Source organism: Lacticaseibacillus salsurae (genome assembly GCF_045862175.1).
Lineage (GTDB): Bacteria > Bacillota > Bacilli > Lactobacillales > Lactobacillaceae > Lacticaseibacillus > Lacticaseibacillus salsurae.
Window position 1 is genome coordinate 1 of sequence record NZ_BAAFZI010000005.1, and the last position, 12,964, is coordinate 12,964.

A 12,964-nucleotide genomic window follows, 5' to 3' on the forward strand; every position below is an offset into this window, starting at 1 on the left:
CTCAACTTTTGCACGGAACACTGCACGAGCCTTGATCACCGGTATTGCCTATAACCTGGTTCAGCTCTTTAAACAGCTCTTTGTCTCGGAAGACCGTCGTTCAACCATCTCCTCGCTACGGTTCAGTCTCTTTCACATCGCCGGTAGGATTACTTGGCACGCCCGTCGTGTGGTGATCCATCTTGCTTCTAACTATGTTTACAAGAACTGGTTTAGTCGGCTCATGGACGAAGTCCATCAGTTGGCGACCTGAACTGAGTAACTGAATAGGTCGTGCGTCGAGCCGAAAACTGGGTCGGTCTGTTCGTGGTGCATCGATCACCAACTTCTCCGCTCAGTCAGTATTCGCAACGCTCCAAACGTTGCTTTCAGACCGGCCAGATGCGATTTCATGTCCCAAATACCGAGGTGAATAATCCAGGTTGATGAAGGCGACCATGGCTTGATAATGCAGCGACGTGAACGCACCGAAGATAAAGTAGAACTGATAAGTGAAGACATTGACGCCATAAGCGCGCAGCCACCAGATCCAATGCGAATCATCGATATGTGGCAAGCCGTATTTGATCGCCACCATCAACAGCATTTGGATGGCGAAACTGATGCCTAATACCCAGCCGTGATGGCCAGTGGTTTTTTTAAATAGCCACACCAAAAACGGAAACAGCACATACAGCTGCAAGGTGACTAAAATGTAGTACATGTAGAATTGATTGCCGTGAATGATCGCGCTGTAATAAGTCGATGCGAAGTTATTCAAGGAAAATCCTGGGGTGCCGACTAGCAAGGCAAACACCATCAAAATGAAATTCCATAACAAGTAAGGCCAACCTGATCCAGCAAAGCGCTTCTTGAAGAAATTCGGCCAGTCGTCTTTTTTGTAGTAGTTCAGCGTCAAAACCAAGCCAGTCATAAACATGAAGCCCATTCGAGTGAAGTGGATGGTCAAATGCGTCGACAGCAACAGCATATGCGCCCAGCCAGTGGCATTGGTCATACTTTGCGCAAAAGCGGTGGTGGTGTGGTTCAACAACACGCCAAAAATAAACATGATGCGCATGGCATCGACTTCATATAAGTATTTGCGTTTTTTCTTTTGTCCGGTTGCCAACGATCAAACCTCCTGTGCCGTGTTTAAGATCACGCCTAACACGTCTTCTGAAACAGTGGCGATGGTGGCGGCATCTTTGCCTTTGGCCCCGTCAGCTTCATAAACATTGGTGCCATCTTTGACCACGATCACCCGATCAGCCATGCGCGCCGCTTCTTCGACATCATGGGTGATCAACAAGGTGGTGAGGTGTTGTTGTTCGCAGATCTGGGTGATCGAATCTTGCATTTTACGCCGCGTTAAAGCATCAAGCGCCCCGAGGGGTTCATCCAACAACAACAACTGCGGGTCGGCCATCAACGCTCGGCCTAATGCCAAGCGCTGTTTTTGCCCACCAGATAACGAGCTGGGGTAAGAATCCGCGAAATCTGCTAAGCCAACAGTTTCAAGCATGGCTTTGGCGCGGTTTTGTTGGGTTTTGTCACTGGACTTAAAAGATAAGTTTTGCACATTGGTCATCCAAGGCAATAAGCGATCATTTTGAAACATGACGCGGGTGACCATCGCTTTTTTGGCGTAATGGATCGTGCCGCTAGTGGGTTGTTCCAATTGAGCAATCAAGCGCAAGATCGTGGATTTACCGCCGCCAGACATCCCGACTAAAGCGATGAATTCGCCTGGATAAATGGAGAAGTTGACGTCATGCAAAGCCGTTTTGTCACCATAAACTTTGCCGAGGCGTGCTAAAGTTACTAAAGGTTCAGTCATGTTAACGGCTCCTTTCTGCTTGCCAATCTAAGCAAATGTCTTCTAGTAATTTGGCGATCAGATCTGAGATCTTGCCTAATAACGCGTAGATCACGATACATAACAAAACAGTTTTCATGTTCATGAACTCTTGGGCGTTAGTGGCCATGTAGCCGATACCTGACGTGGAGCTGATGGTTTCAGCCACGATCAAAGTCGTCCACATCACCCCAAGCGCATAGCGGACGCCTACTAAGATCGTTGGCAACGCGCCTGGGAAAACGATTTTTGTCAGCATTTCGCGTTTGGATAAGCCATATGCTTGACCCATTTCGATCAATTCTGGATCCACACTGGTGATGCCATGGAAGGTGTTGATATAAATCGGAAACATCACGCCGACAGTGACCAAGGAGATCTTGGCGGTTTCGCCGATCCCAAACAAAATGATCACCACTGGGATCAAAGACAAATGGGGGATGTTGCGCAACATTTGGATCGTGGAATCAAACAAGGCGCGCGCAGTTTTGGATAAGCCGTTGAGGAGGCCAAAGATAAAGCCCACCGAACCACCAATGGCAAACCCGACTAAGGCGCGATATAAACTGATGCCCATGTTTTTTTGTAATTCGCCGCTTTGCCACAAGCTCACGCCATCTTGAAAAACTGACCAAGGCGTCGGCAACAGCTTCGTCGAGATCCACCCAAAGTTGCCGGCGATCTGCCAAATGACGATCAAGCCAATTGGGATCAACCAAGGCAAGAACTGCTTGAAACTATAGGTGTGGGATCGTTTTGCGTGGCGCGTCAAGTCCGTCGCGTTATCCATAATGTCATCTCCATCGATTAATTGTTTAATGAGGTTATGTTGCCCATACTAATCAGACAAGCTTAAACCCAACTTAAAAGACGATACTTTTGTGAAAATGGCGGTGGCGGTGGTTAAAAAAAGTCGAGGTGATCGACCTCGACTAAGATGCGTTACTGGTGGTAGTCAGCGATATAGTTTTCCAATTTGCGCCGTGTGCGTTCGCGGGCGCGGCGCACTTTAAGCGGTTGTTGGCTCAAGGTGCCATTCATTTCGGCGATAAAACTTTGGGCTTCGATCGCCGACAAGTGATCGAGAAACTCCCGAAATTCGATCCCCATCAACAAGGCATCTTCATAAGCACGCGGGGATTCGTGCACGCGATTTTCTGGGACTTTGGGCATGAGTAAGGCATTTTGATCGATGGCGCGTTTCAATGCAAAGTTGAGCCGCACCAAACCGTTGAGTTGTGAGTAGACGACGAGGCGAAAATAAGCACCGAATTTCGATCCTGAAGTGCCGTTAAAGCTAAGGATCGTGCGCAACAATGCCGCTCGGGATTCTTGCAGCCAATCATCGCGGTCAAAGCCTTTTAAGTGATAGCGTGCCACCACATGCAACAACAAAGGCTGATATTGCGCAAACAGCGCTTCAAAGGCATCAGAATCATGGGCGGCAACTTTCACCAAAGCCAAGATCTCTGCTTCTGTGATGTTCTCACCCCCAATGATCGGGCAGTGACTACCCCATGCTTACATTATATAAGCACAAAGGCCGTCGACCTAAAATTTCCCCGCCGACGCGTTGATGCCCAAGCACAAAAAAAGCCTTGACCCCATGTGGGTCAAGGCTTAACGCATTTAACTGCGGCGGCGCAAAAGCTGTTTGGTCAAGCGGATCAAGGTGTGCTTAACTGGCGCTTCTGGCAAGCGCGCCAAACCATCCAGTGCCTGTTTTGTGTAATCTGCCGCCATGTCGCGCGCTTGTTCGACGCCGCGATATTTGGTCACCAGCGCCATCACCGCTTGTAAGTCTGCTGCGGTCATCTGCTGTTGCTGCTGCAAATATGGTAAAAAAGCGGCGCGATCTTGGCTCATCGCTAAGATCAATGGGGCAGAGTACACGCCTTGTTTCATATCTTCATGGACTGGTTTGCCTAAGGTGTTAGCGTCTGCGGTGTAATCTAAAATATCATCTAACAATTGAAAGGCGATGCCGATATTTAAACCGATGGCTTCGACTTTTTTGGCAAAGCGCAGTGGTTGACCACTTTCATAACTGCCAATAAAACTCGACAGCGCAAACAGCTGACCGGTTTTGCCAGAGACTTGCTTTAAATACTGATCAATGGTCATTTCGTAGTTGTAGCGCGTGGCCATTTGTTCTAACTCACCGTTGAGCAAGCGCTCCATGGACCCAGCATCTTGTTGCACTGAGCGCAAGTCACTGGCGTATTTGGCGATCAACTTAAAGCACACCACAAACAAATAATCGCCAGCATACACCGCCACGTCTTCGCCAAATTGCGCTGAGATCGTGGGCAACCCACGCCGTACGCTGGATTTGTCGATGATGTCATCATGCACCAACGTGGCGTTATGCAACGCTTCAACCGCTGCTGCCAAGGCGATCATTTTGTCTGGGTCGCGCTTGGTGGAAAATTGTGAAAACAATAAACAATATGCCGGGCGCAACAGCTTGCCACCAGCGTTGATCATGTCGATCAAGGCGTCGGCGACTTTGGTATTTTGTGGTTTGATCTCTTGTTGGATCAGTTGCAAGGTATCAGTAAGTTCAGAGGCGACTTCAGGATAGTCCGCCCACATTGGATGGATCAACATGCTTTTCTCCTTTGATGGCGATCAAAGCGCAATCGACTGAGGGTTTGAATATGTTCAAATAAGAAGTTAGCGGCGACCCCAACGGCGATCCCGGCTAATATGCCCATAAAACTGAGGATCGGCAAGTACAACATCACGGTCCAAGATTGTGCGATCCAACTGGCTACCACCAACTGGCCGACATTATGCAAAATGCCACCAGCGGCACTGATGCCGATCATCGACACGCGTTTTTCACCAAGTTGTTTGATCATGAGCATCCCCAGCCACGATAAGATCGCGCCAGCCCCTGAATACATGAAGGTCGATAACGTCCCGCCTAGCAACGTCGTCAACACGATGCGCAAGATCATCAATAAGAAGCTGTCAGATGTGGACATGGTGAATAAGGAAATGATCGTGATCAAATTGGCTAAGCCGAGTTTGGCGCCAGGCGCAAAGGCAAAAGGAAAGGGGATCATGCGCTCTAGCAAGCCGATGATCACGCCTTGGGCACACAATAAGGCGATAAAAATGACTTGACGGGTCCGGTCTGGTCGATAATTCATTCTGTTACCATCCCTCCCGTATTGTTGCCGCTACTGTGGCCAGTGGATTTGATCTCGACGAGTAATTTGTGCGGCAAGCACACAATGGTTTGTCCAGGTTTGGAGATCTTACCTTTGCGCACACAGACTTGGTCTTGGCAGTTGGCATCTTTAATCTGGATCTGGTTGCCAGTGGCGACGATGGTGTTCCAGTCATGGCCGTCATTGTATCGCCAAGTGGTGGTGCCTTTGTGCCCAGTCAACTTCAAGCGGTAAACTTCTTTGCCGTTATGCGTGACTACCGCCGTATACACTGGCTGGCTGGCTGAACGGGTAGCTTGTTGCGTTGCTTCTTGATGGGCAAACACGACGTAAGGGATAAACGACGCCACCAACAACAAGATCACAATGATGTAATCGAAGGGCTTGATCATGTGTAAATAGTGTTTCATAAAAAGCTCCCTTCGAAAATAGTTTGTGGCAGGTTTGGCGCTGATAAGAAAAAAGGTCCTGGGGTCAATTTTACCCCAGAACCCAAATCCGGAAAACCGTTATTCCCAACTACTTGGCATCATTGCCATATAGTGCTTGGGGTTTGCCATACCACCACTTGCCAAAGGTCTTTTGCAAGTAAGGAACGACCCACTTATCCAAGCCAAAGGAGCGACCGGAACCATTCATTGTGGCCAAGGCCATTGGGATCATCCAAATGTTGACCCAATAAAACATCCCGCTTAAGCAGAAGATCACAGTGAAGGCCACAGACATCCCACCAGCGACCCAAGTGAACAAGCCAGCGACTAAAGCTAACCCGATCAAAATTTCGATGACCGTCATCGACTTTTGCATGAAGAAAGCCACTTGTTGGTTTGGAATGAAGATCTTGGTCACTGAAGCCATCCAATCAGGCATCACGTTAAACACAGCCATTGGGTCTTTGCCGTATTGATAAGACAACGAGAAGACTTGCTTGGCGGTGCTGGCTGCACTAGCTGCAGCATCAGCGCCACCACCAGAAGCAGCAGACGTGGCATCAGCACCAGCGGCACTGGCACCAGATGTGGCAGCGGGCTGCAACCAAGTGAATGGCAAGTGCAGTTTGTCGATGAACCAAGATTCTTTGCCAGAAACTTTATAAGCACAATCGACTAACCACATAGCGCCTAAGAAGATCCGCGCCGGCACTGCCCACAACACGTTACCTTGACGGGAAATGTGGCCACGCATCAAGTTGCGATCGTTGCGGGTACGGAAGAATTCGTGCATCAAGTATTGGAACAAGTAGTAACCAGAATAGATCTGCACGAAATACAACATGTTGACCAAATGCTTCATCAACATCGCAAAGAAGCCGGACAAATGCATGAAGCCCATTAAGTTGGCCACACCATAACGCGAGCCTAAGCTGACCATGAAACCAGAATAAGAAGCTTTGTAGTCAGCGTCTGGGGTTTGACCATTCATTTGCTTGGTGATGTTATCCAAAGCTGTTTGGGCACTGGCTTCAGCGCCTTGCACGATTTGCGGTTCACCACGATCGGAATTGCCGCCAAAGAAGGACACATCCCCGACGACATAGATCTTGTCATCGTCAACAGATTGCATGTGGGAGTTGACCACGATGCGCCCGGCGCGGCCTTGGGTCAACTTGAAGTTGGCCGCTTGGCTGGAGGCTTTGACCCCGGCAGTCCAGATCAACGTGGCCGTGGGATATGTGGACCCATCTTTTAAGTCCACATGATCTTCGTGCACACCGACCACACCAGTGTTTTTCATCACGTTGATGCCGCGCTTGCGCATGTACTTTTCGGCTTTAGCCGCATCGGTACGATCGAGCATATTCATGATGGTTGGCGCCATTTCCATTAAAGTGAACGTCAACTCGGCTGGATCAAGTTTGAATTCTTTGGCTAAGCTTTCACGCCAGTCACGTAATTCACCAATGGTTTCCGTCCCAGTAAAGCCGGAGCCGACGACCACGATAGATAACAAGGCCTTGCGTTTTTCAGGGTCATGTTCAGTGGCGCCACGACGCACCACGTCACGCACATGTTCTTTAAGTTGGATGGCTTGTTCCCATGAACCTAAAGTGAAGCCATGTTCTTTGACCCCTGGGGTGCCAAAGTCATTTGGTTCTGAACCGATACCTAACATCACGTAATCGTATGGGTAAGCCCCATGCTTGGTTTTGACCAGCTGGTTTTTACGATCGATCGTGGTGACTTCATCGGTGACCAGTTTGACGTTCTTGCGACGACAGAACAAACGTTGTAAATCGTATTGGATCGCATTTTCGTCGACGCGGTCAGCGGCGATTTCATGCAATTCAGTCATATAAGTGAAGTATGAATGCTTATCGATCAAGGTGATGGTGACATCTGGATCTTTTTTAAACTTCTTGGCTAACCGCTTAGTTGCATAAACCCCTGCAAATCCGGCGCCGATGACGACGATATTTTTTTGCGTCATGGCAATAACACTCCTTGTGTGAATTCTTGATTAAATGATTGCTGATTACGCTTGTCATTATACCTTTAACCCAATCTGTTTGTCCATAATTTCACACGGTTTGAAATGGTTTCTCATAATCAACTCGCAATTCAACAACGACGTACACTTGTAAGCGGTAATTGGTCTAGTAAGAATCTGGTGTGAAAGCGCTAAATTTTTTCGGAATTTGTTGCTTTTTGCACAAACACTGAGTACACTTATTTTGTGTGAAAGGTAACACAAATTTAGGCATTATTCAAAAAAGGGGTACTGACAGATGAAATTAAAGACAGTGACTAGCATTTCCGTGATCGCATTGACCGCCTTAAGCTTAGCTGCTTTTGGGAACCCGTCCACCAACACCGTTGATGCTGCAAGCAAAGCTGCAGCCAAACAAATCGCTGGCGGCAAGTTGAAGAATGGTAAATACAAGCTGCAAGAAACGGGCTATTCTCATGGCTACAAAGTCAAGATGGGCATGACCGTTAAAAAAGGCAAGATCACCAAGACCACATATGACTATGTCGACAAAAACGGCAAGTCCAAGACCAAAGACAAAGCTTACGAAAAGCAAATGAAGAAAGTCGCTAAGACTGGTCCTAAAGAATACATCCCACAACTGAACAAAGCCTTCAAGAAGGCTGGCAGCAACACGTCTGCTATTGAAGTTGTTTCTGGTGCCACTGAATCTTCATGGTCTTTCAAGAACTATGCGGCACAATTAGTTCAAGCTGCCCAAGCTGGCAACCACAAGACCATCAAGATCCAAAACACCAAGAAGATGAAAGACGGCACCTACTCCTTGGCTGAAAAGAACTATTCTCATGGCTACCGTGTGGTATTTTCCATCACTGTTAAAGACGGCAAGATCACCGCTTCTAACTATGACAACGTCGACAAGAACGGCAAGTCCAAGACTAAAGACACTGACTACGAAAAGTCGATGAAGAAAGTTAACAAAGTCGGCCCTGTTGAATACACTAAGGAATTGAACGAAGCTTTAGTTAAGAAGCAAACACCTGCTGAAGTTGACGTGGTTTCTGGTGCCACTCACAGTTCCACTTCCTTCATTCAATATGCTGAACAATTGATCAACGCTGCGCAAGCTGGCAACACCAAGAAGATCACTGTTGACAACGTCGTGTACGCTGAATAAGCACACACATTTGCACACAATAATGGGTAGTATCCTTGTGGGTACTACCTGTTTTTGTTCTCAACTGGTATCCTAGAATTATTCTGTGCTGGAAGGAATTTGATAATGAAAAAGTTTTGGATCGGCGTCGCGACGCTGTTGTTGGCCGTCACGACGCTTGCAGGCTGTGGGCAACAAGCCGCCCCAGTGAAAAAAGCCCCAACATTGCTGAAGACGCCTTATGAAGACACCCAATTTCTGATGGGTACAGTCGTCACCTTGCGGGTGTATGACAAAGGCAAAGAAAATGCGTTAAATGACGCGTTTGATCGCATCAAAGTCCTAGCGCGCGAAACCACGGTCAACCAAAAAGGCTCTGAAGTCGATGCCGTCAATGCGCAAGCCGGCAAAAAAGCCGTTAAAGTGACACCGGCGATCTATTCGATGATCAAATATGCCAAAAGTTACTCTGATCGCTCGCAAGGCGCTTTTGACTTGGCCATTGGGCCGATCACCAGTTTGTGGCATATCGGCTTTTCTGATGCGCGCAAACCCAGTCAAGCTGAGATCGATGCCAAATTACCATTAGTCAACTATAAAGACGTGGTGCTCAACGACAAAAAACAAACCGTTTATTTGAAAAAACCAGGCATGGCCATTGACCTTGGGGGTATCGCCAAAGGCTTCATCACCGATCAAGTGGTGAAAGTTTTAAAGCGCGAGCATGTGTCCACTGCCATCATTGACCTTGGCGGCAATATTTATGTTTTAGGCCACTCACCAAAAGGCGCCAACAAGCCTTGGACTGTCGGGATCCAAGATCCGAAGAAGTCTCGCGGTACCGCCATTGGGACAGTCCCAGAAAAGAACATGACCATTGTCACCAGTGGGATCTATGAACGCTACTTGAAAGTTGACGGTCACGTTTATTCGCACTTGATGGATCCCAAAACTGGCTATCCATTTGAAAATAACTTAATGGGCGTGTCGATCATCACCAAAAAGTCTGTCGATGGGGATGCCTTGTCCACGGCAACTTTTGATAAAGGGTTGCAAGGCGGCATGGCCTTCATTGAAAAAACCGGCTATGCACAAGCGATCTTTATCACCAAAGATAAGAAAGTCTATGTTTCTAGCGGCTTGAAGAAAGACTTTAAGTTGTTGCCAAACTCAGGCTATACGTTGGCTGAATTGAAATGAGTATCGCCGCTTTCTTAGAAGTGGTTGAAGCACGCACCAAGTTGGCTAGCATTTTGCCATGTTTGGTGGGAGCCGGCTTCAGCTTGGCTTACTTTCATCAATTCAACTGGCTCAACAGTTTCTTGTTTTTTGTCGCGCTTTTGGCCATTGATATGGCGACTACGGCGATCAACAACTTAATGGATTACCATCACGCAAAGGCAAAAGATTATCAACGCCACACCAATGTGATCGGGCGCCGGCATTTAAAGCCACAAAGCGTCTTGCATCTGATCATGACTTTATTGCTTTTGGCGTTGGTGCTGGGGTTGGTGTTAGTATGGCGGACGCAATGGGTCTTGTTTTTCATCGGCGGATTTTGTGTGCTGATCGGGATCTTTTATACCAGCGGACCGTTGCCGTTGAACCGCTTGCCTTTAGGCGAAGTGTTTTCTGGCGTCACCATGGGCTTGGGCATTCCCGCTTTAATGGTGTTTGTGAATGTGTTGCCGCAAAGTTTCATCGCGGTGACTTGGCAATGGCCAGATCTGTTTGTATCAGGCAACTGGGTGGCTTTATTGACCTTGGGGCTGGTGTGCGTGATGCCCATGGGCACGATTGCCAATGTGATGTTGGCCAATAACTTGTGTGACTTAACTGAAGATCAAGCCAATCACCGCATGACGCTACCGATGTATTTGACCCACAACCAAGCGTTAGGGTTATATGCAACCCTGGCATTTGGCGGGTTTGTCGCGATTTTAGCGGCGGTGATGTTTGGCCTGTTGCGCTGGCCGGCATTGTTGGTGTTGGTGGTGTTGCCATTGGTGTGGCACAATACCCGCAAATTCTTGGCCGCTCAGATCAAAGCACAAACTTTTAAAACCGCCTTGGTCTCATTAGTCGCGGAAAATGCGGCGTTGGTTTTGGCGCTGCTAGTGGATTGGGGGACCAGCAGATGACGACGAAGAAATTAACTTGGCCGCTATTTTTAGAACTGATCCGCTTGCCTGCCAAAGCCGCCAGCTTATTGCCGTTTTTGTTCGGGGTCAGTTACGCTTGGGTGCATTACCACCAGCTTAACTGGGGCAACACGGTGATCTATTTCATCGGGCAAATGAGCATTGCGTTATTTGTGACTGGCTTTAACAACGTGCAAGACTTCTACAAAGCCAAAGATGACCATTACCGGACCACCCAAAATATCATCGGCCGCGAGCACTTGGACCCTAAGCGTATTTTGGCGTTGATGCTAGGCTTTTTGGCGGTGGCGTGCTTGGCTGGTTTATGGTTGGTGTGGCGCACCAATTTAAGCTTGTTGGTGATCGGCGGCGCCGCGATTTTTGTGGCGATCTTTTATACCTTTGGGCCAGTGCCGCTGTCGCGGATCCCTAGCGGCGAATTTCTGGCCGGGATGTGTGAAGGCTTTGGCACGATCTTCATCGCCGTATTCGTCAATGTGGTGCCGCAACCGCTGACGTTGGCGCTGAATTGGTCACAGTTTCGCTTTGGTATCGACATGGCGCAGTGCTTGCAGCTGTTGTTGGTGGCATTGCCGATCGTGATTTTAGACGGCACGGTGATGTTTGCCGATAACATTTGCGACTTGGCGCAAGATCAGCGCAATCAGCGGTTTACCTTACCTTATTATTTAGGCAAGCGACAGGCGCTGAAAGTTTATCCTTGGTTGCCACGCGTGGCGTTTTTGGCTATTGTGTTGGCTGTGTTATTGCGCGTGTTGCCATGGCCTTTGTTGTTGACGTTGTTGTTGTGGCCGGCAGTGGCGAAAAATACTGCTGGGTTCATGGGGGTGCAAGACAAGCAGCAAACCTTTAACTTGGCGATCAAAACGCTTTTGACCACAGCGGCGGCAGAAGTTGGCTTACTCTTAGTTGCAGGGGTTTTGAATTTCTGATACATTGTAACTAGTCTGGAGGAAATTCCTAATGTCTGTAAAAAAAATCGCGATGGCATGTTCCGTATGTGGACGTCGCAATTACTTTGTCCCTGAAAACAAGAAACGTACCGAACGCTTGACTTTAAACAAATACTGTAAGTACTGCAAAAAAGTGACTGAACACCGAGAAACCAAATAAGCCATTTGGCGTTGGGAGGAAAATTCATGAAATTTATCAAAAGTGTGATCCAAGAAATGAAAGCTGTCACTTGGCCCAACGCCACTGAAACGCGGCGTGATACCTCAACTGTGGTGGGGACGTCGATTTTATTTGCGATCTACTTTGCCTTAGCTGACTTTGTGATCTTGGCCTTGTTGAAGGCATTTGTATTCTGATATCAGTTTTGCTATACTGAAAGCAACGAAAAAACCGTGCCGGTAATGGACGGTTTTTTATTTTGCCGCAATCAAATTAAAAGGAGCGCATCATGGTAGAATCTGTCGAAAAACAATGGTATGTCTTGCATACTTACTCTGGTTACGAAAATAAAGTTAAACAAAACTTGGAATCCCGGGCTGGATCCATGGGCATGGGCGACTACATTTTTCGGGTGATCGTACCAGAAGAAGAAGAGACCCAAACCAAAAATGGGAAAGCCAAGCAAGTGATGGAAAAAACCTTCCCTGGTTACGTCTTAGTGGAAATGATCATGACAGATGAATCTTGGTTCGTGGTGCGTAACACCCCAGGTGTGACTGGCTTTGTTGGTTCTCACGGCGCAGGTTCCAAGCCGGCACCACTGGAACCAGAAGAGATCACTAGCATCCTGCATTCCTTAGGCATGAGCGCCCGCAAAACGGCTAACGTTGAATTTGATCTTGGCGAAACCGTCACCATCATCGACGGCGCCTTTGCTGGAATGGAAGGTAAAGTCACAGCCAACGACAAAGAAAAGCAAAAGTTGCGCGTGACCATCAACATGTTCGATCGCGAAACTGCCGCCGAACTGGATTACGAACAAGTCGACAAAAACTAATGGCTTTAAGCGCCTTGGCCCACGATGTAAATCGCGGGGCCAAGGCGCTTTTTTCGAATAAACGTTTTGACCTTTTGTACTTGTTTTTAGTTTACAATGGTGTCATGATAATGCCAGGAGAAGTAGACGACTTAGCGCAGGCCGCCTGTACCACTTCATGGCAAGGCGGCAGAGCCTTGTTAAACCGAATGAGACTGACCCGCAGTGTCTGGGCGCAAGTTCAGCTCCGCTGGCTCTCTCGTGTCAGAAATG

16 protein-coding genes are annotated in these 12,964 nt (G+C 48.0%); 8 read left to right on the forward strand and 8 right to left on the reverse strand.

The features are described 5' to 3' along the window. Positions 1-253: transposase (locus ACKTSG_RS02990; protein ID WP_407891817.1), on the forward strand; the 253-nt coding region annotated here is incomplete at its 5' end. A gap of 81 nt (positions 254-334) precedes the next feature. Here ACKTSG_RS02990 and ACKTSG_RS02995 read toward each other — a convergent pair. From ACKTSG_RS02995 to ACKTSG_RS03030, 8 genes are all read right to left on the reverse strand, one after another. Next, entirely contained in the window at positions 335-1,111 is a 777-nt protein-coding gene (locus ACKTSG_RS02995) for an acyltransferase family protein (RefSeq protein WP_407891819.1), read from the reverse strand. A 3-nt stretch (positions 1,112-1,114) separates the two neighbouring features. Continuing rightward, positions 1,115-1,819: an ABC transporter ATP-binding protein gene (locus ACKTSG_RS03000; RefSeq protein ID WP_407891820.1), complete on the reverse strand. Its 705-nt coding sequence runs from the start codon at positions 1,817-1,819 to the stop codon at positions 1,115-1,117. A gap of 1 nt (position 1,820) precedes the next feature. Next, the gene (locus ACKTSG_RS03005; RefSeq protein WP_407891822.1) at positions 1,821-2,627 is read right to left on the reverse strand and encodes an ABC transporter permease subunit; all 807 of its coding nucleotides are present in this window, start codon (positions 2,625-2,627) and stop codon (positions 1,821-1,823) included. A 152-nt stretch (positions 2,628-2,779) separates the two neighbouring features. Next, a complete protein-coding gene (locus ACKTSG_RS03010; RefSeq protein WP_407891977.1) occupies positions 2,780-3,292 on the reverse strand; it encodes a sigma factor in 513 nt (170 codons plus the stop codon). A gap of 174 nt (positions 3,293-3,466) precedes the next feature. Then, positions 3,467-4,447: a polyprenyl synthetase family protein gene (locus ACKTSG_RS03015; protein WP_407891824.1), complete on the reverse strand. Its 981-nt coding sequence runs from the start codon at positions 4,445-4,447 to the stop codon at positions 3,467-3,469. Next, the gene (locus ACKTSG_RS03020) at positions 4,441-4,995 is read right to left on the reverse strand and encodes a Gx transporter family protein (protein ID WP_407891826.1); all 555 of its coding nucleotides are present in this window, start codon (positions 4,993-4,995) and stop codon (positions 4,441-4,443) included. Before ACKTSG_RS03020 ends, ACKTSG_RS03015 begins: the two co-directional genes overlap by 7 nt. After that, positions 4,992-5,426 carry a NusG domain II-containing protein gene (locus ACKTSG_RS03025; protein WP_407891828.1) on the reverse strand — a complete coding sequence of 145 codons (435 nt, stop codon included), beginning with the start codon at positions 5,424-5,426 and terminating at the stop codon, positions 4,992-4,994. Before ACKTSG_RS03025 ends, ACKTSG_RS03020 begins: the two co-directional genes overlap by 4 nt. Before the next feature lie 109 nt (positions 5,427-5,535). Then, on the reverse strand, positions 5,536-7,443 hold the full coding sequence (locus tag ACKTSG_RS03030; RefSeq protein ID WP_407891830.1) for an FAD-dependent oxidoreductase: 1,908 nt from the start codon (positions 7,441-7,443) through the stop codon (positions 5,536-5,538). A gap of 298 nt (positions 7,444-7,741) precedes the next feature. Here ACKTSG_RS03030 and pplA point away from each other — a divergent pair, with 298 nt between their 5' ends. From pplA to nusG, 7 genes are all read left to right on the forward strand, one after another. Beyond that, positions 7,742-8,620 carry an extracellular electron transfer flavoprotein PplA gene (pplA, locus tag ACKTSG_RS03035; protein ID WP_407891832.1) on the forward strand — a complete coding sequence of 293 codons (879 nt, stop codon included), beginning with the start codon at positions 7,742-7,744 and terminating at the stop codon, positions 8,618-8,620. 105 nt (positions 8,621-8,725) lie between these two features. Continuing rightward, the gene (locus ACKTSG_RS03040) at positions 8,726-9,799 is read left to right on the forward strand and encodes an FAD:protein FMN transferase (protein ID WP_407891834.1); all 1,074 of its coding nucleotides are present in this window, start codon (positions 8,726-8,728) and stop codon (positions 9,797-9,799) included. Beyond that, on the forward strand, positions 9,796-10,740 hold the full coding sequence (locus ACKTSG_RS03045; RefSeq protein ID WP_407891835.1) for a 1,4-dihydroxy-2-naphthoate polyprenyltransferase: 945 nt from the start codon (positions 9,796-9,798) through the stop codon (positions 10,738-10,740). The genes ACKTSG_RS03040 and ACKTSG_RS03045 overlap by 4 nt, the downstream gene beginning before the upstream one ends. Further along, entirely contained in the window at positions 10,737-11,693 is a 957-nt protein-coding gene (locus tag ACKTSG_RS03050) for a UbiA family prenyltransferase (protein WP_407891836.1), read from the forward strand. Before ACKTSG_RS03045 ends, ACKTSG_RS03050 begins: the two co-directional genes overlap by 4 nt. Positions 11,694-11,724: 31 nt before the next feature. Beyond that, complete coding sequence (gene rpmG, locus ACKTSG_RS03055; RefSeq protein ID WP_407891837.1) at positions 11,725-11,874, forward strand: 50S ribosomal protein L33; 150 nt, start codon at positions 11,725-11,727, stop codon at positions 11,872-11,874. 26 nt (positions 11,875-11,900) lie between these two features. Continuing rightward, entirely contained in the window at positions 11,901-12,071 is a 171-nt protein-coding gene (gene secE / locus ACKTSG_RS03060) for a preprotein translocase subunit SecE (RefSeq protein ID WP_407891838.1), read from the forward strand. A gap of 92 nt (positions 12,072-12,163) precedes the next feature. Further along, positions 12,164-12,712, forward strand: a complete 549-nt coding sequence (gene nusG / locus ACKTSG_RS03065) for a transcription termination/antitermination protein NusG (protein ID WP_407891840.1) — start codon at positions 12,164-12,166, stop codon at positions 12,710-12,712. The last annotated feature ends 252 nt before the right edge of the window (positions 12,713-12,964 follow it).